Annotated in this window: 25 protein-coding genes; 12 read left to right on the forward strand and 13 right to left on the reverse strand. The window is 70.7% G+C overall.

Going from position 1 to position 25,365, the window contains the following annotated elements:
• Positions 1 to 12: 12 nt before the first annotated feature.
• From O7614_RS22860 to O7614_RS22875, 4 genes are all read right to left on the reverse strand, one after another.
• Complete coding sequence (locus tag O7614_RS22860) at positions 13 to 381, reverse strand: DUF3037 domain-containing protein (protein WP_278140525.1); 369 nt, start codon at positions 379 to 381, stop codon at positions 13 to 15.
• On the reverse strand, positions 378 to 1,139 hold the full coding sequence (locus tag O7614_RS22865) for a HipA family kinase (protein WP_278140526.1): 762 nt from the start codon (positions 1,137 to 1,139) through the stop codon (positions 378 to 380). Before O7614_RS22865 ends, O7614_RS22860 begins: the two co-directional genes overlap by 4 nt.
• Positions 1,140 to 1,250: 111 nt before the next feature.
• Positions 1,251 to 1,622: a DUF4190 domain-containing protein gene (locus O7614_RS22870; RefSeq protein ID WP_278140527.1), complete on the reverse strand. Its 372-nt coding sequence runs from the start codon at positions 1,620 to 1,622 to the stop codon at positions 1,251 to 1,253.
• A 158-nt stretch (positions 1,623 to 1,780) separates the two neighbouring features.
• Positions 1,781 to 2,305, reverse strand: a complete 525-nt coding sequence (locus tag O7614_RS22875; RefSeq protein ID WP_278140528.1) for a hypothetical protein — start codon at positions 2,303 to 2,305, stop codon at positions 1,781 to 1,783.
• A gap of 189 nt (positions 2,306 to 2,494) precedes the next feature.
• On the opposite strand from O7614_RS22875, the gene O7614_RS22880 reads away from it, so the two are divergent.
• Entirely contained in the window at positions 2,495 to 3,604 is a 1,110-nt protein-coding gene (locus O7614_RS22880; RefSeq protein ID WP_278140529.1) for a winged helix DNA-binding domain-containing protein, read from the forward strand.
• A gap of 10 nt (positions 3,605 to 3,614) precedes the next feature.
• Here the strand turns inward: O7614_RS22880 and malQ are convergent, their stop codons facing one another.
• The 5 genes from malQ to O7614_RS22905 form a co-directional block, all read right to left on the reverse strand.
• On the reverse strand, positions 3,615 to 5,606 hold the full coding sequence (gene malQ / locus O7614_RS22885; RefSeq protein WP_278140530.1) for a 4-alpha-glucanotransferase: 1,992 nt from the start codon (positions 5,604 to 5,606) through the stop codon (positions 3,615 to 3,617).
• A 259-nt stretch (positions 5,607 to 5,865) separates the two neighbouring features.
• A complete protein-coding gene (gene ugpC, locus O7614_RS22890; protein WP_278140531.1) occupies positions 5,866 to 7,074 on the reverse strand; it encodes a sn-glycerol-3-phosphate ABC transporter ATP-binding protein UgpC in 1,209 nt (402 codons plus the stop codon).
• Between the two features lie 10 nt (positions 7,075 to 7,084).
• Complete coding sequence (locus O7614_RS22895; RefSeq protein ID WP_278140532.1) at positions 7,085 to 7,921, reverse strand: carbohydrate ABC transporter permease; 837 nt, start codon at positions 7,919 to 7,921, stop codon at positions 7,085 to 7,087.
• A gap of 1 nt (position 7,922) precedes the next feature.
• Complete coding sequence (locus O7614_RS22900; RefSeq protein WP_347404405.1) at positions 7,923 to 8,840, reverse strand: sugar ABC transporter permease; 918 nt, start codon at positions 8,838 to 8,840, stop codon at positions 7,923 to 7,925.
• A 53-nt stretch (positions 8,841 to 8,893) separates the two neighbouring features.
• The gene (locus O7614_RS22905) at positions 8,894 to 10,183 is read right to left on the reverse strand and encodes an ABC transporter substrate-binding protein (protein ID WP_278140534.1); all 1,290 of its coding nucleotides are present in this window, start codon (positions 10,181 to 10,183) and stop codon (positions 8,894 to 8,896) included.
• Positions 10,184 to 10,702: 519 nt separating this feature from the next.
• Here O7614_RS22905 and O7614_RS22910 point away from each other — a divergent pair.
• From O7614_RS22910 to O7614_RS22930, 5 genes are all read left to right on the forward strand, one after another.
• Entirely contained in the window at positions 10,703 to 11,095 is a 393-nt protein-coding gene (locus tag O7614_RS22910; RefSeq protein WP_278140535.1) for a hypothetical protein, read from the forward strand.
• 287 nt (positions 11,096 to 11,382) lie between these two features.
• Entirely contained in the window at positions 11,383 to 11,778 is a 396-nt protein-coding gene (locus O7614_RS22915; protein ID WP_278140536.1) for a hypothetical protein, read from the forward strand.
• Positions 11,779 to 11,932: 154 nt separating this feature from the next.
• Positions 11,933 to 12,634, forward strand: a complete 702-nt coding sequence (locus O7614_RS22920) for a VOC family protein (RefSeq protein WP_278140537.1) — start codon at positions 11,933 to 11,935, stop codon at positions 12,632 to 12,634.
• 184 nt (positions 12,635 to 12,818) lie between these two features.
• Complete coding sequence (locus tag O7614_RS22925) at positions 12,819 to 13,250, forward strand: hypothetical protein (protein WP_278140538.1); 432 nt, start codon at positions 12,819 to 12,821, stop codon at positions 13,248 to 13,250.
• 47 nt (positions 13,251 to 13,297) lie between these two features.
• Complete coding sequence (locus O7614_RS22930) at positions 13,298 to 13,573, forward strand: hypothetical protein (protein WP_269683309.1); 276 nt, start codon at positions 13,298 to 13,300, stop codon at positions 13,571 to 13,573.
• 292 nt (positions 13,574 to 13,865) lie between these two features.
• Here the strand turns inward: O7614_RS22930 and O7614_RS22935 are convergent, their stop codons facing one another.
• Together O7614_RS22935 and O7614_RS22940 are read right to left on the reverse strand one after the other, a co-directional pair.
• A complete protein-coding gene (locus O7614_RS22935; protein ID WP_278140539.1) occupies positions 13,866 to 14,576 on the reverse strand; it encodes an HAD family hydrolase in 711 nt (236 codons plus the stop codon).
• Between the two features lie 110 nt (positions 14,577 to 14,686).
• A complete protein-coding gene (locus O7614_RS22940; RefSeq protein ID WP_278140540.1) occupies positions 14,687 to 15,265 on the reverse strand; it encodes a TetR/AcrR family transcriptional regulator in 579 nt (192 codons plus the stop codon).
• A gap of 179 nt (positions 15,266 to 15,444) precedes the next feature.
• Here O7614_RS22940 and O7614_RS22945 point away from each other — a divergent pair, with 179 nt between their 5' ends.
• Entirely contained in the window at positions 15,445 to 16,647 is a 1,203-nt protein-coding gene (locus tag O7614_RS22945) for a low temperature requirement protein A (RefSeq protein WP_278140541.1), read from the forward strand.
• A gap of 143 nt (positions 16,648 to 16,790) precedes the next feature.
• Here the strand turns inward: O7614_RS22945 and O7614_RS22950 are convergent, their stop codons facing one another.
• Positions 16,791 to 17,684, reverse strand: coding sequence for an RNA polymerase sigma-70 factor (locus tag O7614_RS22950; RefSeq protein ID WP_278140542.1), 894 nt, complete (start codon positions 17,682 to 17,684; stop codon positions 16,791 to 16,793).
• Between the two features lie 179 nt (positions 17,685 to 17,863).
• Here O7614_RS22950 and O7614_RS22955 point away from each other — a divergent pair, with 179 nt between their 5' ends.
• The 4 genes from O7614_RS22955 (at position 17,864) to O7614_RS22970 (ending at position 20,365) form a co-directional block, all read left to right on the forward strand.
• The gene (locus O7614_RS22955) at positions 17,864 to 18,247 is read left to right on the forward strand and encodes a DoxX family protein (protein WP_278140543.1); all 384 of its coding nucleotides are present in this window, start codon (positions 17,864 to 17,866) and stop codon (positions 18,245 to 18,247) included.
• 54 nt (positions 18,248 to 18,301) lie between these two features.
• Positions 18,302 to 18,691, forward strand: a complete 390-nt coding sequence (locus tag O7614_RS22960) for a hypothetical protein (protein WP_278140544.1) — start codon at positions 18,302 to 18,304, stop codon at positions 18,689 to 18,691.
• Positions 18,692 to 18,889: 198 nt separating this feature from the next.
• Entirely contained in the window at positions 18,890 to 19,294 is a 405-nt protein-coding gene (locus tag O7614_RS22965; RefSeq protein WP_278140545.1) for a MerR family transcriptional regulator, read from the forward strand.
• Between the two features lie 30 nt (positions 19,295 to 19,324).
• Positions 19,325 to 20,365, forward strand: a complete 1,041-nt coding sequence (locus tag O7614_RS22970) for an NAD-dependent epimerase/dehydratase family protein (protein WP_278140546.1) — start codon at positions 19,325 to 19,327, stop codon at positions 20,363 to 20,365.
• A 233-nt stretch (positions 20,366 to 20,598) separates the two neighbouring features.
• On the opposite strand, the gene O7614_RS22975 is transcribed toward O7614_RS22970, so the two are convergent.
• The gene (locus O7614_RS22975) at positions 20,599 to 23,307 is read right to left on the reverse strand and encodes a glucosidase (RefSeq protein ID WP_278140547.1); all 2,709 of its coding nucleotides are present in this window, start codon (positions 23,305 to 23,307) and stop codon (positions 20,599 to 20,601) included.
• Positions 23,308 to 23,349: 42 nt separating this feature from the next.
• On the opposite strand from O7614_RS22975, the gene O7614_RS22980 reads away from it, so the two are divergent.
• A complete protein-coding gene (locus O7614_RS22980; protein WP_278140548.1) occupies positions 23,350 to 25,293 on the forward strand; it encodes an amylo-alpha-1,6-glucosidase in 1,944 nt (647 codons plus the stop codon).
• Positions 25,294 to 25,365: the final 72 nt, after the last annotated feature.

Consider the following 25,365-nt stretch of genomic DNA (forward strand, 5'->3'; position numbering starts at 1 on the left):
TGTCGTACGCGCTCAGTGGACCAGGGCCGCCGTCAGCCGCTCCAGCTCCGCCGCCGGGTCGGCGGTGAGCCCGGTGTGCACCGGCCCCGCCTGGATCATCGTGCTGCGCGGGGCCACCAGCCAGTGGAACCGCTCGCCGAGTCGCATCCGGGTCGCCGGCCCGTCACCGGAGCAGGTCCGGTCCCAGGAGCCGAGTGCCGCGGCGACCGCCGGAAGGTCGACGTCGGGTGCCAGTGCGCGGACGCGTTCGGCGTCCAGGTGGGTGCGGGCCGCCAGGAAGTCACGCTGCTGGCAGTAGAGCAGCACCCCGACGTTGATCTGCTCGCCGCGCTCGATGCGGGGCACCAGCCGGATCAGCGCGTACTCGAAGGGGTGCCTCATGCCGCACCTCCCTGCGGCAGCCAGTCGGCGGTGCGCGCGACGCGGGCGGACAGGTGGCTGCGGTAAGCAGCCCGCGCCTCGTCGGCCGTCTCGAAGTCGGCAGCCGTCAGCCACTCGTCGGGCACCAGGGCCAGCACCTCGCTGAGCAGGTCCGGGGTGACCCGTGGGGCCAGGTCGGCGTCGGCCTCGGCGAGCCCGTCGGCGTACGGGGCGAGCACGTGGTCCTCGACTCCCCGGTAGGCGCGGTGCACGGCGGCCTCGGCGCGCGGCCAGTTGTGGTGGAAGTACAGCGAGGCGCCGTGGTCGATGAGCCACAGCTCCCGATGCCACACCAGCAGGTTCGGGTTGCGCCAGCTCCGGTCGACGTTCTCCACGTACGCGTCGAACCAGAGCACCCGGGAGGCCAGCGCCGCGTCGACCGGGTGCGCCACCGGGTCGAAGCCCAGCGCCCCGGGCAGGAAGTCCATCCCCAGGTTGGCGCCGCCGCTGTTGCGCAGCAGCTCCTGCACCTCCTGGTCGGGTTCGGCGCGCCCGATCACCGGGTCGACGTCGAGCACCACCAGCGGCGGCACCCGCAGTTCCAGACGACGGGCCAGCTCACCGCAGATCACCTCGGCGATCAGCGCCTTGGGCCCCTGCCCGGCGCCCCGGAACTTCGCCACGTACGTGCCCAGGTCGTCGGCCTCCACCACGCCCGGCAATGAGCCACCCTCGCGCAGCGGGGTGACGTAGCGGATCGCGGTGACCTGGCGGAGCACGTCGCCCACCCTACTGTGACCGGGTGTGACCGGTGGCGGGCGTGCCCGTACCCGTGAGCGCGACGAGGCACCACGCTCACGGGTACGCGTCGACGATGCGGGGCGCGACGGTCAGTCGAGCTTGTCGCGTAGGTCGTCGACCTGCTGTTGGAGGCGGTTCACCGCGCTGTCGTTGTTGACGAAGGTGGTGATGCCCGCGGCGAGGCCCAGGCCGATCAGCACGGCCAGGATGCTCAACACCAGGCCGCCGATGGCCACGCCCCGGCCGGTCACCCCTGGCCGGCGGGCCATCTTCAGCCCGACGATGCCGAGGATGACGCCGATGATGCCGAGCACCAGGCCGATCCAGGCGAGGATGGCGGTCAGCACGCTGAGCAGACCGGCCACCCCGAAGACCAGGGCAAAGGTGGCGGCCGCGCTGGTCTTGGCGTTGGTGGACGCCCGATGGGTCCTCGACCCGGCCGATTCGCTTGCGGCAGTCATGGGGCTCCCTTCCGTACGCGCGGCGCGCGCACTTCCGGGTGACCGCCTTCCCACCGCGTGACTCGTTATGCCACCGACTTCGAGCCGGCGACGCTGCCGGGATACGCACGTGGGTGAGCGGGCCCTGAGGCCCGCCCACCCACTCGTTCGTCAGAGTCTCAGGAGGTGAAGGGGTAACGCAGTTCGAGGACGGTGGCCTCACCGCGGGCCTGCCCGACGCCGACCGGCTGCCACTCCTTCGGGATGACCTCTTCGACCTCGACCACCGTCGGGTCGTCCTTGACCTCGACCTTCGCCGCGACCGTGCGCGTGTCGTCACCTCGGACGAAATAGACCTTGGGGATCTCCATGGTGAGCAGACCCGAGGCCCCGGTCGCCTTGAAGCAGAAGTTGACGCCACCCGGCAGGGTGAAGTCGTTGCTCTGCACCAGGATCAGATCCGCAGCCGGATTGTTCGGGTTGGATCCGCAGTCGACCAGGGTGATGTGCCCGTCACCCTTGATCAGCTTGACTCCCCGCTCCGCCAGCACCTGCGCGGCGCCCGGGTAGGAGTAGTCCTCCACGAGCGAGGGCGGCGTCTCCTCCGCCAGCGATGGGAGTTGGCTGACGATCACGGCTGCGGCGCTGGCCAGCACGGCAGCGGCGCCACCGGCGATGGCCCTTTTCCAGGAAGAAGTCTGCACTGATCATTCACCCCGTGTGAAGTCACCCGAAACGGGCCGTCCGCACGATGGCGTGCGGATCGACGCGGCGGTGCCGCTGCGGCACCAGATGGTGACAGCCGAGATAGTGCCACATCTACGTCTCACCATGGGGGTATCGATGTCGGGCGGGTGTCCTACCCTGGCGCCACGGCCCGGGAAGGGAGCCCGATGAGCAGGGAACTCACGGCAGCGCAGGCGCTCGATCTGCGGATGACGAGCCTGCTGCTGCGCCCGCACCCGGGCATCCGACCGGGCGGTGTCGCCGACGTGGTGCAGTGGTTCGGCGCGATGCAGGCGCAGGATCTGGCGAGCGGTCTGTGGTCACTGGGCGCCCGGTTGCCCGGGCAGAGCGTCGCCGATGTGCAGGCGGCGTTGGAGCGGCGCGAGGCGCTGCGCACCTGGCCGATGCGGGGCACGGTGCATCTCGTCCCGCCCGCCGACGTCCGCTGGATGCTGGAGTTGACCGGCGTACGCTCGCTCTCCGCCTCGGCGACCCGACGGGCGCAGCTCGGTCTCACCGAGGCCGACGAGGGTCGCGCGTTGGACGTTCTCGGCGAGGCGCTGGCTGGCGGCGGCCGGCTCACCCGCGCCCAGTGCCTCGCCGCGCTGCGCGAGGCCGGCATCGGCACCGACGGGCAGCGCGGTTACCACCTGCTGTGGTACGCGAGCGTCCGCGGGGTGACCTGCGTGGCGCCGAACGTCGGCACCGAACAGACCTTCGCCCTGCTCGACGAGTGGGCGCCCGAGTCACGCTCGCTGGAACGGGACGAGGCGCTGGCTCTGCTCGCCCACCGTTACGTCCGTGGGCACGGGCCGGTCACCGCCCGGGAGTTCGCCGGCTGGAGCGGCCTTACGCTGACCGACGCGCGGCGCGGCCTCGCCGCTGCCGAGGGCGTGCTGGGCACGGTACGGGTCGACGGCGAGCCGATGCACGTCGACGCGGTGCTCGCCGACATGCCGCGTGTTCCGCTGGACGACATGCTCGTGCTGCCCGGCTTCGACGAGTACCTGCTCGGCTACCGGGACCGCCGGCTGATGCTCGACCCCGCTGACCAGCAGGCCGTCGTGCCGGGCAACAACGGCATCTTCCAGGCCACCGTGGTCCGCGCCGGGCGGGTCGTCGGGGTGTGGAAGCGCAAGGTCGGCCGCACCGCGGTCACCGTGACGATCCAACCGCTCACGACCCTCGACGCCGCGGCGCGGGCCCGGGTGGAGCAGGCGCTGGCACGCTACGCGGACTTCCTCGGGCTTCCGCCCCGCTTCGACTGGCTGACCTGACCGCGGGTCGTCACTCCTCGGTCGGCGCGGGGTTGGTCCGCCGTGGCCGGGCAGCGCCGAGCAGGTCGACGATCCGGGCCACCCGGGGGTCCGAGCGGATCTCCGCGACGGTCGCCGGCAGCGGCAGCCGCCAGTTCGGGTACTCGTCCACAGTGCCCGGCATGTTGGGTTGGCGCACCTCGCCCAGCACGTCGTAGAGGGACAGGCCGAGTAGCCGGGTGGGGCTGGCCGCGAGGGCGGCGTGCATCGCCACCACCACGTCGCCGTCGTCCGGTGTCGCAGCCGGGTCGGGTGTCGCGGTCGGCTCGGGCAGCAGACTCTCCGCGCGCAACATGTCCAACAGCCGCTTCCGGTCCGTGGCGGCCCGGGCCCGCTCGACCGCGACGTCCGTGCCGAGCAGCTTCAACTCGTCGCGCACCCGAACGTGCTCCCCGCTCAGGAAACCCGGCGCGGTCGGCAGGTCGTGCGTCGAGATCGTGGCCAGCGCGTTGCGCGGCCAACGGGCCGGCGGGACGAACGCGCCGTCGTCGTCGCGGGCGAACCACAACACGGTCGAGCCGAGCATGTTGCGCCCGCGCAGCCCCCGGGTCACCACCGGTTGCACGGTGCCGAGGTCCTCGCCGACCACCACCGCGCCGGCCCGGTGCGCCTCCAGCGCGAGGATGCCGAGCATCGCGTCGGCGTCGTACCGCACGTAGGTGCCCTCCGCCGCCCCGGCGCCCGGCGGCACCCACCACAGCCGCCACAGGCCGGCGACGTGGTCCACCCGCAGGCCACCCGCGTGCCGTAGGGTCCGGCGCAGCATGTCCCGGTAGGCGGCGTAACCGGTGGCGGCGAGCCGGTCCGGGCGCCACGCCGCGAGCCCCCAGTCCTGGCCGAGCTGGTTGAAATCGTCCGGCGGCGCGCCGACCCGCACACCCTGGGCCAGCACGTCGGCGAGCTGCCAACCGTCGGCACCGCCGGGGTCGATGCCGACGGCCAGGTCGTGCACCACCCCGACCGGCATTCCGGCGGCCCGGGCCGCCGCCGTCACGGCGTCGAGCTGCTCGTCGCACAGGTGCTGCAACCAGGCGTGGAAGGCGACCCGGTCGGCGAGCTGCCGACGCTGCTCGGCGACCGCCGGGGAGTCCGGATGGTGCAGTTCCTCCGGCCAGGCACGCCAGTCGTTGCCGTGCCGCTCGGCGAGCGCACACCAGGTGGCGAAGCTGGCCAGCGCCGGGTCGGCGGCGAGGTCCACCGACTGGGCGTACGGGTGCAGCAACTCCAGGGCGTGCCGCTTGGCCGCCCACACCTGGTCGTAGTCGATCAGCTCGCCGCGGTCGGGGCGCAGGGCGTCGACGACCGCACGGGTCGCCGGGTCGGCCGCACGGTACGCGGCGGTGTCGCCGACCCGCAGGTAGAGCGGGTTGACGAAGCGTCGACTCGCTGGCGAGTAGGGCGAGGTGGCGACCGGGTGCGCGGGCCCGACGGCGTGCAGCGGGTTGAGCAACACCAGCCCCGCCCCGGTGTCACCGGCCCAGCCGGTGAAGTCGGCGAGGTCGCCGAGGTCACCCATGCCCCAGGAGCGTTCCGAGGTGAGCGCGTAGAGCTGGAGCATCCAGCCCCAGGTGCGCGGCGGCACCGGCAGCCGACGGGGCACCACCACCAGCGTCGCCTCCCGGTCGGCGCAGGCCAGCCGGTGCCAGCCCAGCGGCAGGTCTCCCGGCAGCTCGCCGTCGACCACGCGACGGCCGCCGTCCTCCAGGGTCACCACACCTGCGCCGGGCAGCGCCCGGGTCGTGCCCTGGGTGAGCACCACCGTCGGGGGCAGCGCGGCCCGGTCCACCGCGCGGGCGGCGGCGAGTGCGTCCGCGACGGCCGCCGGGCTGGTGGCGTCCACGCCGAGCAGGCCGAGCACACCCACCACGGTCTCCGGTGCGACCTCGACGCGGCGGTGCTGCCAGTCCTCGTACCAGGTGGACACGCCGTGCGCCTTGGCCAGCGCGGCCAGTCGTCGGTTCATCCCGCCCCCCGCCTCACGACGCGATCTCCGACCACCTTGCCACGACCGGGCCCGCGGCGCAGGACACGGCGAGGGCCGGCAGGTGAACCCGCCGGCCCTCGCCAAGATCGCGCAACATCCTGGTTCAAGTGGCATCCCGCTCGCTCCGACACCACTACGACAACGATCGAGCACGATCTTCGCGCCGAGCGCCGAACGCTGAACGCTGAACGCTGAGCGCCGAACGCCGAGCGCCGAACGCCGAGCGCTGAGCGCGTGGTCAGTCGCCGAGCGCGCCGGCCGCCCGGCCCTCGTGCAGGGTCAGGTTCCGCCCGGTGGCCGGGTCGAACAGGTGGATCTTCTCCAGGTTGAACCAGACCCGCCGTGACTGTCCCTCGGCGACCGCGGACTCCGCGGACAGCCGGGTCACCAGGTTGCCACCGGCACCGGCGAAGTCGGCGGCACCGGCGTCGGCGGCCAACTCCTCCAACTCGGCGGCGCTGGCCTTCTCACCCTCGACGGTGAGGTAGACGTACTTGTCCGAGCCCATCGATTCGACGATGTCCACCGGTGCCTCGAACTCCATGCCCCGCCGCCGGGTGTCCTCGTCGACCAGTTCGGCGTCCTCGAAGTGCTCGGGCCGGATGCCGAGGATCAATTCGCGCGGGGCGTCGGCGGCCTCCAACTCCCGGCGGACCCGGTCACCGAGCGGCACGTCACCCAGTGCGGTGTGCAGGCTGCCATTCTGCACGGCGGCGTGCAGGAAGTTCATCGACGGTGAGCCGATGAAACCGGCCACGAAGAGGTTGCGCGGGTGGTCGTACAGCTCCTGTGGCGGCCCGACCTGCTGCACCGCGCCACCCCGCATGATCACCACGCGGTCGCCGAGGGTCATCGCCTCGGTCTGGTCGTGCGTGACGTAGACGGTGGTGGTGCCGAGCTGCTTCTGCAGCCGGGACACCACAGTGCGCATCTGCACGCGCAACTTGGCGTCGAGGTTGGACAGCGGCTCGTCCATGAGGAAGGCCTTGGGCTGACGGACGATCGCCCGGCCCATGGCGACCCGCTGGCGTTGGCCACCGGAGAGGTTTGCCGGCTTGCGGTCCAGCAGGGCGGTCAGCTCCAGCACCTTGGCCGCTTCGTCGACCTTCTGGTTGATGGTCTCCTTGTCCAGCTTGGCCAGCCGCAGCGGGAACGCCATGTTCTCCCGCACTGTCATGTTCGGGTACAGCGCGTACGACTGGAACACCATGGCGATGTCCCGGTCCCGGGGCGCCTTGTCGTTGACCCGCTGCCCGGCGATGCGCAGCTCACCGGAGCTGATGTCCTCCAACCCGGCGATCATGTTGAGGGTGGTGGACTTGCCGCAGCCCGAGGGGCCGACCAGGATCACGAACTCGCCGTCGGCGATCTCCAGGTCGACGTCCTGCACGGCGACGGTCCCGTCCGGGAAACTCTTGCTCACCTTGTCCAGCACGATGTCAGCCATGACTACTCACCTATCCCTTGACTGCGCCGGAGGTCAGACCGGACACGATGCGGCGCTGGAAGAAGAGGACGAACAGGATGATCGGTACGGTGATCACCACGGCGGCCGCGCAGATCGCCCCGGTGGGGTCCTCGAACTGCGACGCGCCGGTGAAGAACGACAGCGCGGCCGGCACCGTGCGGGACCGCTCGGTGGAGGTCAGCGAGATGGCGAACAGGAAGTCGTTCCAACAGAAGATGAACACCAGGATCGCCGTGGTGAAGACACCGGGCGCGGCCAGTGGCGCGATCACCCGCCGGAACGCCTGGGCCTGGGTGGCACCGTCCATCTTCGCGGCCTTCTCCAGGTCCCACGGAATCTGCTTGAAGAACGCCGACAGCGTGTAGATCGCCAGCGGCAGCGCGAAGGTGATGTACGGAAGGATCAGCCCGGGCCAGGTGTCGAAGATCTTGAGTTGACGCTCGATCTCGAACAGCGGCGACACCAGTGACACCTGCGGGAACATCGCGATCAGCAGGGAGATCCCGACCAGCAGCTTCTTGCCCGGGAAGTCCAGCCGGCTGATGGCGTACGCGGCCATCGCTCCGAGCACCACCGCGATCAGCGTGGCGATCAGCGCGATGCCGATGGAGTTGACCAGCGCCCGAACGAACTCGTCCGTGTCGAAGATCGTCCGGTAGTTGTCCAGCGTCCACTCCCGGGGGATGAAGTTCCCGTCGGTGAGGGTCGCCGGTGTCTTGAACGACAGCGACGCGATCCACAGCACCGGAATGAGCGCGAAGACGACCACGAGGACGTCGAGCAGACCCCAGCGCAGTTTTGCCCTGGTAGTGGTATCGACAGCCATGTCAGCGCCTCTCCCCGTCGTCGCTGCCGGGGGCAGCGGTGCCGAACAGCTTCACGAAGACGAACGCGATGATCGCCACAGTGACGAAGATCAGCACCGACATCGTCGAGCCGATACCGAGGTTGAGACCCCGGAGCAGGTTGTTGTAGGCGAGCATCGACACCGACGACGTCTCGTTGCCTCCGGCGGTGAGCACGTAGATGTTGTCGAAGACCCGGAACGCGTCCAGGGTGCGGAAGAGCAACGCGACCAGGATCGCCGGCTTCATCACCGGCAGCATCACCTTGGTGAACTTCTGCCAGGCGGTCGCGCCGTCGGTGGAGGCGGCCTTGAGCAGGTCCTCCGGCACCAGCGCCAGCCCGGCCATCAGCAGCAACGCCATGAACGGGGTGGTCTTCCAGATCTCCGCGAGCATGATGATCGCCAGGGAGCTGGCGCGCTCGGTGAGTGGTGCGCCGTCGCTGAACAGGTCGGCGAGGTAGCCGGTGCCGGGCGTCCAGGCGTACCGCCAGGAGAAGGCCGCGACGACGGTGACGATTCCGTACGGGATGAGCGCCGAGGTCCGGACCAGGCCGCGCCCGACCAGGGTGCGGTGCATGATGATCGCCAGACCCATGCCGAGCACCAGTTCGACGGCCACGGTGACCACCGTGATCAGCGTGGTCACCCCGAACGCGGTCCACCAGAACTCGTTGCTGAGCACTGTGACGTAGTTCTGCAGGCCGATGAACTCACGCTCGTCAGGGAAGCGCAGGTCGTAGCGCTGCAAGGACAGCCAGACCGAGTAGATGATCGGGTACGCGGTCACCAGGACCATGACCAGCGCGGCGGGCGCGCAGAGCAACCAGCCGAGCTTGCGTTCGGCCTTCTTGTTCGCGCTCAGCGGCGCCTTGCGGCGGCCTCCGCGTTGGGTCGGCACGGTGGCACGCTGGCCGTCGGTCTTTTCCGGCGTTTCCGTGGTGGCGGGCCGGGTCACGGGAGCACCCCCTTCGACTGGAGTGCGTCGGCGATGGCGCCACGCAGCTCGTCGGCAGTCTGTTGTGGACGGATTGCCGACGGCGGGGACAGGATCGCCGACATGACGGTGGAGATGCTCTGGTAGGCGGGGGTCAGCGGCCGGGTTGCCGGGTCCTTCAGCTCCTCCAGGATGGTGTCCTTCATCGGGTACGCCTCGGTCATCTCCGGGTCGTCGTAGACGGCCTCGATGGTGGGCGGCACCCCGTCGTTGATGGCGGAGAACTTCTGGTGCTCGGCGCTGCGGATGCACCGGGCCGCTTCGAAGGACAGCTCCGGATGCTCGGAGTAGGAGCTGACGGCCAGGTTGACACCGCCGATGGTGACCTTGCTCGGGGTGCCCTCGTCGATGCCGGGGATCCGCGCCCAGCCGACCTGCTTGGCAAGCTCCGGGTCCGCCTCCTGGAGGGCCGGGTAGACGAACGGCCAGTTCACCTGGAACGCGCCCGCGCCGGACTGGAACTCCAGCCGGACCGGGTCCTCGGTGGCGTTGCTGAACGACGGCGAGGTCACGCCCGACGTGGCGAAACGCTTCAACTGCTCCAACGCCCGGACCGCTCCCTCGTCCATCACGGCCTGGGTGCCGTCGTCGTTGAGGATCTTCCCGCCGGCGCTCTCGGCGAGGGTGTTGTAGAGGACGACCAGGCCTTCGTACTGGGCGCCCATGGTGAGCACCTGGTACGGCTTGCCCTGCTCCTTGAGCTGCTGGGCCGCGCTGATCATCTGGTCCCAGGTGGTCGGCGGCTGCGGCACCAGGTCTTTCCGGTACCAGAGCAGTTGGACGTTGGTGTTCTTCGGGGCCGCGTACAGCTTGCCCTCGTAGCGGGCTGTCTCCAGCGGGCCGGCGAGGGTGCCCTGCTCGGCCTCGGCCTTGTCCTGACCGGTCCACTCACGGATCCACTTGGCGCTGGCGAACTCCTGGGTCCAGGTCACGTCCAGGCCGAGCACGTCCATGCCGGTGTCCTCGGCGGCCAGCCGGCGCACCATCTGCACCCGCTGGTCGTCGGCCTGCCGAGGCAGCCCCCGGTAAACGATCGTGTACCGCCCCTGGGCCTGCGCGTTGCAGTCGTCGACGACCTTCTGCAGGTTCTGCTCGGGCGGGTAGTACAGGTTGATGGTCGGCGTGCCGCCACCACCGTCGTCGCTGCCGCACGCGGCCAGCGGTGCGACGAGCGCCAGCGCGGCGGCCGCCGCCGCGAGCCGCACCATCGGCCGGCGTCGGTGTCGAGCCGCTTCGGGGTCCGTCATCGCCCTCCCCCTCTCTTCGGCGAAACCGGGGAGGGGCATCCGTGCCCCGGCGCACGGCGAGCCATCCCAAGCCCCGTGAACTGCGGAAACACGACGGCTCAGATGCTCCGTGGGGCTACACTGCCCCGCTCACGAGTGCGCGAAACATGGCCGTCACACCGAGCGTGCGGGCGGTGACGAGCTGCCTGCGGGGCTGCGCGGACGCCACCAGCAAGATCGACTCAGCTTTCAACGAATTCCCGGCGCAGGACACTAGAACGCCGACGTAGAACGGCGACGTTTCAGCCGCTGGGCCGCGCATCGACGTGGCCCAGCGGCAAATCCGCAACTATGATGAAACATGCCATGCGTATACAAAGGTTCGTTCTAGTCGCGGCCAGTGTCCTGGCGGCGAGCGCAGGGTGCGCTGGACAAGCCGCCGACGATGCAGGGCAGCCGGCGTTTCCGGTCCCAACCGTCACCCAGTCCCGGGAGCTCGCCACTGGCCCTGCCGCCGCTCCTGGTGATTCACTGCGAGAGTTGCTGATCCGCGACGCCGAACGCGCCTATCCCGCCAACTCGTACGCCGGTCTGACAGCCGACGGCGCTACCTTTGTCGTCCACCGCGTACCCGTGTCGCAGGTGGACAAGCTCGGCGCCGCCCTGCGCGGCCGACACCCCGGACTCCAACTCGCCTTCGCCGACGCGCGGCACCCACGCATCGTCCTCAACCAGGTCACAGAGGACATTAAGAAGGACATCCCGTACTGGCGAGCCGAAGGAGTGGCCGTCGCGGCAGTGGCGCCACACGCTGACGGATCCGGGGTCACTGTCATGGTCCGTCAGGTCACCGCCGAGCTGGCCGCAGCCATGCGGGAACGATACGAATTCCCGAACCTGCAACTCAAGCAAGGCGAGATCACCCCGGCCTGACGCAACCCCCATGCTCCGCAGGTCAACTCACCTGCCCATGTTGCCGGCCCCCTGATGCGTGCCTACGCCACCAACTGAGCATGGGTGGTACCTGCGTACGCCGCCGCGGCCCCGAGTCCACGGCAGGCCGAAGATCCCTGTCCCGGCGCTTGCGCCACTATCGCAGAAAGCTGATGGTTTTCTGCGATGGATTGTCCCGGCTGGGCCTGCCACCACGGGGCCGCCACCCGGCCGGCGGGGACGACAGGGATAGCTTTTCTGCGATAGCTGGTGAGGGGGTGCCGCGGATGGGGACCGTGAGCCGGATCCGCCCGGCCGCTGGGGTGAGCGTCGCCGCGGCGGTCGACGCTTTCCTGTCCACACTGGACCATCCGGAGACCGTCGGCACCCGCCGCGTGTACGCCTCCACCCTGCGGCAACTGCGCGAGCACCTGGGCCCGGCCAGCACGCTGGCCGACCTCGAAGCGCCGAAGGCCGCGGCCGCGCTGTTTGCCTGGTTCACCGGCCGGTGGGGCACGCGGGCGCCGGCCACGTTCAACCGCAACCTGGACACTTTGCGCTCGGCGATCGGCTACTGGCGCGATCAGGACTGGCTGGCCGGCGACCCGAGCAGGGCGCTGCGCCGCCGCGGCAGCGGCAGCGGCAGCGGCAGCGGCAGCGGCAGCGGCCAAGATCGTCACTAGCGCCGTTTCGTGGATCTTGTTAGTTACGGGCCGGGTTGTGCGAGGAGTTTGTCACCCACCACAACTCCATGATCGACGAGGCGTCGAGCGGCACTGACTCCGCAACGCGCGTCGCTTGCCCCACGGTGCGCCCCGGACCAGGCATGCTGGGGTCATGATCGCGCGCTTCAAGGACCTCTGCTTGGACGCCGCCGAACCGCTCGCCCTGGGCGGCTTCTGGGCCCGCATGCTGGACGCCGACGTGGCCGACGCCGGTGACGGCGACACCCGGTTGGACCCCCGCTCGGCCCGCTCGGACGCCGAGTCGATCTGGGTGAACCGGGTGCCCGAGCCGAGGGTCGGCCGGACCCGCGTACACCTGGATCTGCGGTTGGCCGACGCGGACCCGGCGGCGCTGCTCGCGGACGGCGCCCGGCTGGTCAGCGAACCGGGCGGCGGCGCCGACCGGTGGGTGCTGGCCGACCCGGAGGGCAACGAGTTCTGCGCGTTCCCCGCCGGCGAGGGCACCAGGCCCGGCCCGGTCCGCCTGGTGGTGGACACGATCGACCCGACCGCACAGGCGACCTGGTGGGCCGGCGTGCTCGGCGGCACCGTCGAGTACGGGCCGGCCGAGGCGTCGCTGCTCGGGGCCGCCGGCCTCCCCTGGGAGAGCTGGGTCTTCGACGGGGTCACCGAGCCCAAGACGATGAAGAACCGCATGCACTGGGACGTCGAACTGGTCGACCCGCAACCCGACGCGCTGGTCCGCGCCGGTGCGACGGTGCTGGCCGAGCCGACCGAGCGCAGCCGCTGGTGGGTGCTGGCCGACCCGGAGGGCAACGAGTTCTGCGCATTCGCACCGCGACCAACCGGGTGAACGACCGACTACCCAGCGCGGGCGGCGTCGACTAGCGTTTTCCTAGCGCCGCAGCCAGCGCGTTCGCCGCCGCCGTCGACACGCCTCGGCCGACCCCAACCTGCCCGATCGGTTGGTAATCGCGGGAACGTCCCACCGCCGCTGCCCCGGTTCGGCAGGATCGTCCCAACGAGGAGGTGCCGTCGTGCAGGACACCCGCGCTCTCGCCCTGACATTCGAGGTGAGCGGCCTGCCACCGGTCAAGACCGAAGCGTTGTCCATCTTCGCCGCCGGGCATCGGCAGGCGACGAGGGTCCGCACCCTGCTTCAGGCCGCTCTCACGGCGGCCCAGCGCACCGGCTGGACGCCGTTGCCCGGGCCGGTCGAGGTCGACCTGGTCCTGCGCTGCCCGCCCGGGCACCGGACGGCCGACGCCAGCACCCTGCTCGGCGGCGTCTGCGCGGTGTTGCAGGACAAGAAGCGGGTGTCGTCCATCGGCCTCAGCCACCTTGGCGTGCTGGTGGACGTCGCCCTCTACGACGACGACCGGCAGATCCGCCGGCTGTCATACCACGAGGAACCGGCGGAGGAATTCTCATACCAGGTACGGGTCGCCGCCGTACCGAACGGGGTTTGACCGGCGTCCGCGGTGGGGTACCGCGGACGTCGACGAAGGGAGCACCGATGTCGGAGCCACATGTCACGCTCGACCCGCGTGGGCTCGACCCTGTGCAGCAGAAGCTGCGCGGCCCACTGGAGGAGCAGCTGACCTCGGCGCTTCAGGCCGCCACCGACCGGGTTCGTGCCGATTACGCCGGCGAGCCGGTCGAGCAGGTCTGCCAACGCCTGTTGGAGGAGACCCGCTCCGGGTTGCACCCCGACATCGCGGCCGGGTTCAACCCGGACATGGACGAGTTCTGTCGGGTGGCGGTGGCGATCGTCCGACGGGAGGCGTCCTGAGCCGGCGACAGTTCGTGGTGGTCAGGGCCGGGTCCGCAACTACCCGGCCCTGACCGTGGCGTCCGACTGCGGTCACTCAGCTCCACGGTGCCCACCCTCCGGACGCCTGGCGCGTCCCCGGCAAAACCCCAGAGCCGAGAGGCGCCGGCCCAGGCTAGGAGCTCGCGACGGGCCGGACAAGCCAGAGCGGGCCACCACCGGCATGACTGATCCCACGCTGAAAAAGCGGCATGTCACCGTAACGGGATCTTGATCGTCGACGCTGTTCGGGTCACCGCGCCGGGTGGGGTCGTCAGAAGTGCCGCAGCAGGTCACGGAACGCGGCGAGCCGCAGCACCCCGCCGTCGGTCGGGTCCAGGTCGTCGTCCTCCAGCACCCACGTGTTCGCGTTCGGAATGAACACCGCGTTCAGCCCGGCCGCCCGCGCCGGCAGGATGTCGGACTTCGGGGAGTTGCCGATCATCCACGCGCCGGCCGGCGCGAACCCGTGCTCCCGAGTGAGCCACCGGTACGTGTCGACGTTCTTCTCGGCGACGATGTGTGCGGCCCCGAAGTGGTGCAGCAGGCCGCAGGCGTCCAGCTTGCGCTGCTGCTCCTGCTGGTCGCCCTTGGTCAGCAGCAGCAGCTCGTGCCGGCCGGCCAGTTCGTCGAGCGCGTCGGCCACCCCGGGCATCAGCTCCACCTGATGCTCGACGAGGGCCACCGCCAGCCTGTCGATCTCCTGGCGTTCGGAGTCGGTGGCCGGCCGCTCGCGCAGCCGCTCCAGGCACTCTCCCAGGCTGCGCAGGAAAACCTTGCTGCCGTACCCGTGCGCCACCGCGTTGGCCCGCTCGATGTCGTCGAGGACAGCCCGCAGCTCGGCGCGATCCAGGGTGGGGTGGTCCAGCCAGCCCAGGAAGTCGTCGATCACCCGCTCGAAGACGACGTTGTTCTCCCACAGGGTGTCGTCCGCATCGAAGATCAACACCTGTGCCTGCCGCCGCGCCGCCACGCCGACCGTCATACCATCCCCTTCCCCGTGCCACCGCCCGAAAGACCGACGGACAGGATAGGCGGGAGGCGAGTTTCAGATCTTTCGGATTTCCGTGAACCGCTCCGCCTTGGCCGTCGTGGTCACGGCCACCGCAGCAACCGTTGCGCGATCAACGCCTCGCGCTCCTCCTGCCCCTCGGGTCGCAGTCGCCCACCGCGGGTGAGCATCACCACGCCGTGCAGCAGGCTCCAACCCACCTCGGCGAGAGTGTCCGGGTCCCGGCCCTCGGCCAGCGGGGTCAGAGCCGCCCGCAGCTCCGCGAACACCGCCCGCGGCGCGGCCGGCACACCATCCGCGCCGAGGGCCAGGTCGGGGGTCAGCGCGAGCATCGCGTCGTAGACCCCCGGATTCGTGTACGCGAAGTCGAGGTACGCGGACGCGACCGCCGGCCAGACCCCCTCGGGGCCGCCGACCGTCTCCGCGTGCGCCTCGGCGAGATCGGCGGCCAGATCGGCGAAGGCGCACACCGCGACGGCGGCGATCAACGCCTCCAGATCGGCGAAGTGCCGGTAGATGTCGCCCATATCGATCCCGGTCCGTTCGGCGAGCCGTCGGGTGGTCACACCCGCCCAGCCCTCCGTCTCGGCCAACTCTCGCGCGACCGTGACGATGAGGTCACGCCGGTCCTGTTCAGTGGCCTTCTCGGCAGGTCCGGGCACGCCCACGAGCGTAAGGGCGCACACCTGCCGTGGCGGCCGGGTGACGGATTGGTGACTGTAGTGGTAGGTCGGCCCCGGCTCGCCACGTGCCACCACCACCCCCTGGCTCGTTAGCCGAGGGGATCACCGCGACGGGAGGGCACCGTGGTCGTTTGGCGGCACCGGCGCGTGGTGGGCCGATGAGGAACCCCAGTGGCGGACGGCTGCTTCGCGACGAAGCCACCCGGCAGCGGGCGACCTTCCTGGAACTCTTCCTCGACCTGGTCTTCGTCTTCGCCCTCACCCGGATCTCCGCGCGGCTGATCGTCGACTTCACCGACGGCCAGCGCGGCGTGTACGCGGGCCTCGGCCAGGCACTGCTGCTGTTCCTGGCGCTGTGGGCGGTCTGGTCGCTGACGGTCTGGTCGACCAGTTGGCTGGACCCGGACGCCCCGATCGTGCAGACCGTCATCATCATGACGTTGGTCGGATCGATGACGATGGCGGTAGCCGTGCCGCACGGCTTCGACGCACGGGCCGCGCTCTTCGCCATCACCCTGGTGACCCTCGAGATCGGTCGGGTGGTCTTCTTCTACCTCGCCGGGCACGGCCGGCCGGACCCGCACCAGTCCATCCGAATCCTGTTCTGGTTCGGCTTGAGCGCACCACTGTGGGTCGTCGGCGGGTTGGTCGACGACGGCAGGGTTCGCGGGGCGCTCTGGACCCTCGCCGTGCTGATCGACTACACCGGGCTGTTCCTCGGCTGGCCGACCCCCCGACTCGGCGCGCAGCGGCTCGGCATCCAGATGATCGCGGCCGAGCATCTGGCCGAGAGGTACCAACAGTTCCTCCTCATCGCTCTCGGCGAGGCGATCTTCGTCATCGGGCTCGCCTTCAGCGGCAGCGAGTTCCACACCGACCAGACGGCCGGGTTCGTCCTGGCCCTGGCGAGCACCGTCGTGCTCTGGCGGATCTACTTCCACGTGGCGGGAGGCATGCTGGGCACGGCCGTCGACAGGTCCCGCGACGCGGCCCGGCTCGCGACCGACATGTCCTTCGCCCACCTCGTCATGATCGCCGGGATCGTGCTGACCGGCGTCGGCTTCGAACTGTTCATCACCGAGCCGCTCGGGCACCTTCCGGCTCACTGGCTCATCGCCATCTTCGGCGGCCCGGCACTCTTCCTCGCCGGACGGTCGGCCCTCGAATACCAGGTCTTCGGCCGGGTCTCCCGCTCCCGGCTGGCCGGCCTGCTGACCCTCGGCCTGCTGACCCCGGTGGCACTGCACCTCCGGCCGCTCACCGCCGGCGCCCTCGCCGCCGTGGTGCTGCTCGGCGTCGCCGCAGCGGACGCGCGACGCTCACGTCGACAAGCACCCGAGATACCCGCGCCCCCGTACTAGCTCGGATCGGGTTCTCCGACACCGCCCTATCCTGCCGGCCCTGACCGGTCCTCGGCCGTGATCCTCGGGGACGCCGCTCAGGCAGACGGCCCGCAGCCGCCGACGTGCGCGGAACAAACCAGCCTCAGCGGGCGGCGCGGGCGTCAACGGCGCAGGGTGGTCTCGCGCCGCATGTGTGACAGTTTCTCGGGGTTACGCACGGCGTAGACCCCGCTGATGAGACCGTCGTCGATACGCAGCGCGAGGACCGCGTCGACCGCGCCGTCGAGCCGCAGGACCAGCGCCGGGTGACCGTTGACCTGGGCGGGGTGCAGCGACATGGTCGCGGTCCTGGCGTGTGTGCTGCACAGCAGGCGGGCCACCTTGTCGGCCCCGGCGACCGGCCGCAGCAGGGCCTGCTTGATCCCGCCGCCATCGCCGAGGAGCACGACATCCGGCGCGAGGACGTCGAGCAGGCCCTGCACGTCGCCGGTCTCGACCGCCAGCCGGAACGCCGTGAGCGCACGTCGGGTTTCGGCCGGCGACACCATCCCACGCGGCCGCCGAGCGGCGACACGCGTCCGCGCCCGGTGGGCGATCTGACGGACCGCCGCCGAACTCTTGTCCACCGCCTCGGCGATCTCGTCGTATTCCAGGCCGAAGACCTCACGCAGGACGAACACCGCCCGCTCGGTCGGCGCGAGGGTCTCCAGCACCAGCAGCATCGCCATCGAGACGTTCTCGGCGAGTTCGACGTCCTCGGCAACGTCGGGTGTGGTCAGCAGAGGCTCCGGCAACCACGCGCCGACGTAGGACTCCCGGCGTCGGCCGACCGCCCGGAGCCGGTTGAGTGACAGCCGGGTGGTGATCCGGACCAGGTAGGCGCGCTGGTCCCGCACCGCCGCCAGCTCCGCGTCCGCCCACCGCAGCCAGGTCTCCTGGAGTACGTCCTCCGCGTCGGCGGCCGAGCCGAGCATCTCGTAGGCGACGGTGAAGAGCAGGTTCCGGTGGGTGACGAACGCGTCGACGGCGGGCTGCCCACGGCCGTCCGCACTCATGATTGCGCCCCAGCATCCATGCCTGCTCCATTCTCGTCGATCTCGGCCGCGTCGCCCACCAGACACCGGCCGCCCGCCTGCTGTGACACCGGGCGTCGGTGCTCCTCGTCACTCGACGAGCCGTCACAGCGCCCCCGGCCGACGGTGTCTCCTGTGCGACCCGATACGAAGGGAGTCTCATGAACCTGGCTCTGTGGATCGCCGCCGGACTGCTGGCCGCAGTCGCCCTGACCGGCGGCGTCACCAAGACGTTCGTACCCAAGGAGAAGTTGGCCGCGACCAACGGCGGGGGGTGGACCGACGATGCCAGCGTGGGCTTCGTCAGGGCCCTCGGGATCCTCGAGATCCTGGCCGCGATCGGCCTGATCCTGCCTGCCGTGCTGGACATCGCACCGGTGCTGGTGCCGGTGACCGCCGTCTGCTGGGTGCTGCTGATGGTCGGCGCGATGATCACCCACCTGCGCCACGGCGAGGCGAAGTTCATCGTGCTGAACCTGCTCTACCTCGCGGTGGCCGCCTTCGTGGCCTGGGGCCGCCTCGGACCCGAGCCCTTCACCGGCTGACCTGGGGCCACCGCTCCCCCCGACTGGTCGACAGTGCCCCGCTATCCTCGCGCGATGACGTCGCGGACCGCGCTGCGGAGACGCAGCAAGCGCACTCTCGTGGCCGTGTCCGTCACGCTGGGTCTGCTGTCGTGCCTGTGGGTCCTGTCGTTCCTGTGGTTGCAGGTGTTCAAGACCGAGGGATCGTTGCCGCCGAGGTCACGGATGCCGGCGGTGCCGTCCGGGGCGACGGTCGCCGACGAGGGCATGGAATGCGCCTCCGGTGGATGCTGGCGAACGATCACCCTGGTGCCGGCGGCGGGGCAGTCTCCGGAGGACCTGGCACGCGAGATGGGTCTCTCCGATGAGCTGCGCCTGCCGCCGACCCTGTTCGACCCTGCGACCGTCTACGTGGGGGCCCGGCCGAAGGAGGGCGAGTTGATCGTCCGCGTCGGTTATCTGTGAACCCCTTCCGCGCACCGATCACCCGCTGGATCCAAGGTCAGCCGCCGGGTTGGTGGGGCCGCTCGACCGGGCAAACCGCTGAACGATGCCCTGCGTCACATCGTTTGACTTGAAGCGCTTGAAGTTGGGGACGCTTCAGTCATGGCAGCGACGACGGCAGACCGGAAGCGGACAGAACCGCCCCTGACCATCCAGGAAATGGCCCAACGGTCGGGCTTCAGTGAGCCGACGCTGCGCTACTACGAGAAGGTCGGCCTGCTCGGCGCGGTGCCCCGCGACGACAGCAGCGGCCACCGCCGCTACGACACTCCGCTCGCCGAGCGGATCGACGCCCTGGCCTGCCTGCGGTCGTCCGGGATGAGCGTCGCGGAGATGCGTCGGTACCTGACGCTGCTCGACGACGGCGACCCGACGGCCGCCGCCCAACAGCGCGACCTCCTCGCCCGGCACGCCGACCGGCTGTCCGCCGAGATCGAGCGCCTACGGGTACGCCAGGCGTACATGCGCAGCAAGGCCGACATGTGGGACGCGCGGCACCGGGGTGACGTCGTTGCCGAGGCCCGCGCGGTCGAACGGGTCGAACGCGTTCTTCAGGAGTTCTGACACAAGATGGGACATATCGTGCAGAAAGACATGCAGCTTCGCAGCAGCGAGGACACCCTTGTGCTGGTGACCGGCGCCACCGGACATCTCGGCGGATACTCCGTCGCCCGGCTGCTCGACGAGGGCTACCGGGTGCGGGTCAGCGTCCGCGAGGCAGGCCAGCGCGACGAGGTGCTCGACCGGGTCCGCCAGGCGGGCACGAACCCGGACGGCCGGGTCGAGTTCCGCACCGCGGCCCTCTCCGCCGACGAGGGCTGGGCCGAGGCGGTCACCGGGGCGCGCTACGTGCTGCACCACGCGTCGCCGTTCCCGTTCACCCCGCCCGAGGACGACGACGAGGTGATCCGGCCGGCCCGCGACGGAGCGCTGCGCGTCCTGCGCGCCGCCCGCGAGGCCGGGGTACAGCGGGTGGTGCTGACCTCGTCGTACGCAGCGGTGGGCTACACCGTGAAGCCCGACGGCCGGTACACCGAGGCGGACTGGACGAACGTGGACGACGACATCCCGGCGTACCACCGGTCGAAGACCCTCGCCGAACGCGCGGCCTGGGACTACGTCCGGGACAACGCTGGGGTCGAGCTGAGCGTGGTCAACCCGACCGGCATCTTCGGGCCGCTGCTGGGGCCACGGGTCTCCGCGTCGACCGGCCTGGTGCAGGCGTTCCTTACCGGAGCGATGCCGGTCGTACCCCGGATGTACTTCGGAGTGGTCGACGTGCGGGACGTGGTCGACCTGCACCTGCGCGCGATGCTGCACCCGGACGCTGCCGGTGAGCGGTTCATCGGTGTCGGCGGCCCGTCGATCAGCTTCCTCGACCTGGCGAAGATGCTCGCGCGGCACCTGCCGAGCCTGGCCGATCGGGTGCCGGCCCGGGAGTTGAGCGACGACGAGGTCCGGGAGGCCGCGAAGACCGAGCCCGCGCTGCGTGAGGCCGCCGCCCTGCGGGGGCAGATCCCGGTGATCAGCAACGACAGGGCCCGCACTGTCCTCGGCTGGCGGCCCCGCCCGGTGGAGACGACCATCACCGACACCGCCGACAGCCTCATCAAGCTCGGCCTCGTCACCGCCTGACGCACCCACTCCCGCGCGGCCTGCCGCCCGCACGCCCGCAGGCCCGCACGCCGCAGGCCCGCACGCCGCACGCCGCACGCCGCACGCCGCACGCCGCACGCCGCACGATCGTGCTCGATCCAGGATCGAGTGGCCTCCGCACGGCAGCGACACCACTACAACATGGATCGAGTGCGATCATGCAGGGCGCGGGCGCGCAGCGGCGGCGCGCGGTCGCGCGGCGGCGCGGGGGTTCAGCGGCGGAGGGTGAGGATCAGGTCCGCCACCAGGGCCGTCCAGCCGGTCTGGTGCCAGGCGCCCAGGCCGGCCCCGTTGTCTCCGTGGAAGTACTCGGGGAAGGCGACCAGGTCCCGCCAGTCCGGGTGGGTCTGGAAGAGCTGGCACGCGCCGTAGATCGGCCGGCGACCCCAGTCGTCCTGGGTGAACAGCGAGATCAGCCGGGCGGAGAGGTCGTCAGCGATCTCGTCCAGGGTGCGCTTCACGCCGGAGCGGGTCGGGTACTCCACCTGCAGGTCGTCGCCGAAGAACGCGGCGTAGTCGCGCAGCGCGCTGATCAGCAGGAAGTTCGTCGGCATCCAGATCGGTCCGCGCCAGTTCGAGTTGCCGCCGAACAGGCCGCTGGTCGACTCGGCCGGCTCGTAGCCGACGGAGAACTCCTGCCCACCGAGGGTGACCGAGAACGGCTTGTCCAGGTGCGCGCGGGACAGCGTACGCAGGCCGAAGTCGGAGAGGAACTCGTCGGGGTCGAGCATCCGGGCGAGGAGCCGGACCACCTGCTCCGGGCCGACCATGGACAGCAGCCGCTGCTGCCGACCGTCCGGCCCCAGCCGCCGGGTGCCGATCACCTGGGAGTACTCCGGGCGGTTGGTCAGGAACCAGCGCAGGCGTGCGCCCAACTCCGGCAGATGGTGCAGGGTTCTCGCGGTGAGCCGGGTGGTGGCGGCCAACGGCAGCAGCCCGACGACGGAGCGGACCTTCAGCGGCACCTTCGTGCCGTCGGCGAGGCGCAGCACGTCGTAGAAGAACGCGTCCTCGTCGTCCCACAGACCCTGCTCGTACGCCGCGGCGGCGATGTACGCGAAGTGCTCGAAGAACTTGGTGGCCGTGTCCACCCAGGTCCGGTCGTGTTCGGCGAGCACGATCGCCATGTCCAGCAGGTTGAGCGCGTACATGCCCATCCAGCCGGTGCCGTCGGACTGCTCCAGCACACCGGCCACCGGCAGCGCCGCCGAACGGTCGAACGGCCCGACGTTGTCCAGCCCGAGGAAGCCGCCCTCGAAGACGTTGTTGCCGCCGGTGTCCTTGCGGTTGACCCACCAGGTGAAGTTGAGCAGCAGCTTGTGCATCACCCGAGCCAGGAACTCGTAGTCCCGCCCGCCGTCGATCTCGAACACCTTCAGGGCCGCCCACGCGTGCACCGGCGGGTTCACGTCTCCGAACGCCCACTCGTACGCCGGGATCTGCCCGTTGGGGTGCAGGTACCACTCGCGGAGCAGGAGCAGGATCTGCTCCTTGGCGAAGGTCGGGTCGACCCGGGCGATGCTCACGCAGTGGAAGGCCAGGTCCCAGGCCGCGTACCAGGGGTATTCCCAGGGGTCGGGCATGGAGATGACGTCGAAGCTGGTCATGTGCCACCAGGCGCTGTTGCGCCCGTGCCGGCGCCCGGCCGGCGGCGGCGTCGAGCCGGGGTCGCCTTCGAGCCAACGTTTGACATCGAAGTGGTAGAACTGCTTGCCCCACATCAGCCCGGCGATGGCCTGCCGTGCCACTAGCGCCTCGTCGGGGGTGGCGGCCGGCGGGATCACCCCGGCGAAGAACCTGTTCGCCTCGGCCCGCCGCGCCCACACCACCGCCTCGAAGCCGGCGCTGAGGTCGGCCGGGGGCGGCGGTACGGCGGCCGGGGGCGACGCGGTGCGGGTGAGCCGCAGCCGGATCTGACGCTGCCCACCGGCCGGTACGTCGAGCACGTAGTGCAGCGCGCCCTTGGTGCCCTCCCGGTCGGGGTTGACAGTGGCCGCGCCGTTGACGACGTGGTCGTTGATGCCGTCCTTCGGGTACGGGGAGCGGCCGGGCAGGCCCCAGAGCCGTTCGGCGTTGGTGTCGTTGTCGCAGAGCAGCGGCACCGGGCCGCCGTCGCCCTCCAGTAGCAGTTGGCCGAGCACCCGGTGTTCGCCGACGAGCCGGGTGCCGTGGCCGGTGATCCGGGGGATCCGGTCGCCGCCGGGCAGGCCCCAGGACCAGGTGTTACGGAACCACAGGGTCGGCAGGACGTGCAGGGTCGCCGCCTGGTCGCCCCGGTTGGCGACCGTCACCACCATGCAGAGGTCGGTCGGGGACGCCTTGGCGTAGTCGACGGTCACCGCCCAGTACCGGTCTTCGTCGAAGATCCCGGTGTCGACCAGCTCGTACTCGGTGTCGTCGCGGCCGCGCAACGCGTTCACCGCGACGAGTTCGTCGTACGGGAAGGCAGCCTGGGGGTAGTGGTAGCGCCAGCGCATCCAGGAGTGGGTGGGCGTGGAGTCCTCGTACCACCAGTACTCCTTGACGTCCTCGCCGTGGTTGCCGCCGTCGCCGCCGAGGCCGAACATCCGCTCCTTGAGGATCGGGTCCTTGCCGTTCCAGAGCGCGAGGGCGAAGGCGAAGGTCTGTCGTTCGTCACAGACGCCGGCCATTCCGTCTTCATTCCACCGGTAGGCTCTGGACCGCGCGTGGTCATGCGGGAAGTAGTCCCAGGCCGTACCGTGCTCGCTGTAGTCCTCCCGCACCGTCCCCCACGCCCGTTCGGACAGATAGGGACCCCATGCACGCCAGTCCTGCTCCCCCGAGTCGGCTTGGGCGAGCCGGAGCCGCTCAGCGTCGGGTGGCGAGGCGTCGGAGGACGATCGGTCAGTGATCACGTGCACATCTTTGACGTCGCCGCGGTACTTGACCACAGCAGCCATTGTCGTCGTGGCGTGTTACACCCCGTCGCAGGTGGAGGAAAGTTGATCGACATGCGCTTCGGCCCCCAGGTCTGTGGCGATCTGACCAGCGCCGCGAGCCGGGAGTGGCTGGTCCCCGACGGCCTCGGCGGATACGCGATGGGCACCGTCGGCGGGCTCCGGACGCGCCGTTACCACGGTCTGCTGGTGGTCCCCGGCGAAACTCCGGCTTCCCGTCAGGTGGGACTGGTCAGCCTGGACCCGGCGGTCACTGTGCCGTCCGGCGCGCGGGTGCGGCTCGGCGCGCACGAATGGTCCTCCGGTGACGTGGACCCGCGCGGCTTCGAGCTGCTGGAGCGCTTCGACCTGACCGATGGGCTGCCCCGGTGGCGGTGGCGGATCGGGTCGGTGGTGATCGAGCGGGAGGTGGCCATGCTGCCGGGCCGCTCGTGCGTGGCGGTGGTGCACCGGCTGGTCGCCGGCGGGCCGGTCCGGTTGGAGTTGTCGGCCGCCTGCACCTGGCGCGACGCGCACGGCGAACGGCGGGCCGACGGCCCGATCCCGCAGGTCGAGCCGGTGGCCGACGGCGCGGTGGTCGAGGGCGCGTACCGGCTGGCCGGGCCGGGCTGGGCGCCCGAGGGGCAGTGGTGGCTGGGCGTGCACCACCGCGAGGAGGCCAATCGGGGCCTGCACCCGGACGAGGATCTCTGGTACGCGGGGCGGTTCGCCGGCGAGCTGGAACGCCCCGGCGACACGGTGTCGGTGCGGGCCTGGGCCGGTCGACTGGACGAGGTGCCGCCGCCGGCCACCGAGATCGTGGAGACGGCCCGACGGCGCAACCGGCGGGTGGTGGCGGCGGCGAAGCCGGTGGACCCGGTCGAGGCGACGCTCACGCTGGCCGCGGACGCGTTCGTGGTGCGTGCCGGCGGGCGGGCCGTCGACGTGGTGGCCGGCTACCCGTGGTTCGGGGCCTGGTCGCGGGACACGATGATCTCCTATGAGGGGCTGTTCCTCTGCACGGGTCGCGCCGACGAGGGCCGGGAACTGCTGCGGGCGTACGCGGCGACGCTGTCCGAGGGGATGCTCGCCAACACGGCCGACACCGGTCGGGTGGAGTACAACACCGTCGACGGCACGCTGTGGTTCCTGCACGCGGTGAGTCGGCACGTCACCGTCACCGGTGACACCGACCTGGGTGACGAGTTGCTGCCCGCGTTGGGTGGGGTGGTCGACGCCCACGTGACCGGCACCCGGTACGGGATCGCCGTCGACCCGGCCGACGGGCTGCTCACCCAGGGTGCCGCCGGCACCGCGCTGACCTGGATGGACGCCCGGGTGTACGGGGTGCCGGTCACCCCGCGTACCGGCAAGCCGGTCGAGGTCAACGCGTTGTGGATCAACGGGCTGGCCGGGCTCGCGGAGCTGACCGAGCTGGCCGGGCGGGACGCGGACGAGCTGTGGCGACGGCACGGGCAGGCCACCGCCTCGTTCCGGGAGCGTTTTCCGTCGCCGACCGGCTGGCTGCACGACGTGCTGGACGCTCCCGCGCCGGCGTATCCGCTGGGCGGTGCGGCCCTGCACGACGACGACGCGTTGCGCCCCAACCAGCTGCTGGCCTGGTCGCTGCCGTACGCGCCGATGGACCCGGACGAGACCACGCTACGGCGCATCGGCGACGGGTTGCTCACTCCGCTCGGGCCACGAAGCCTCGCCGTCGATTCGGCGGAGTTCGTGGGCCGGCACCGGGGTGGTCCCGCCGAGCGCGACGGCGGCTACCACCAGGGCACGGTCTGGCCGTGGCTGCTCGGGCCGTACGTGGACGCCTGCCGCCGGGGCAAGATGTCGGTCGATGACGTGTTCGTTGGTATCGAGGCACATCTGACCGAATATGGGCTAGGCTCGGTGAGCGAGACGGCCGACGGCCTCGCGCCGCACGCCGCTACCGGTTGCCCGTTCCAGGCGTGGTCGGTGGCCGAGCTGCTGCGGGTGCGCCGAAAGAGCCAGTAGCGCTTTACACGACCGCAACGGTGGTGTCTCCGCTGGTTATCTCGATCCCGGCAGGATTGGCCCCGATCCAGA

This window comes from Micromonospora sp. WMMD961 (assembly GCF_029626145.1).
In the GTDB taxonomy this organism is placed as follows: Bacteria; Actinomycetota; Actinomycetes; order Mycobacteriales; family Micromonosporaceae; genus Micromonospora.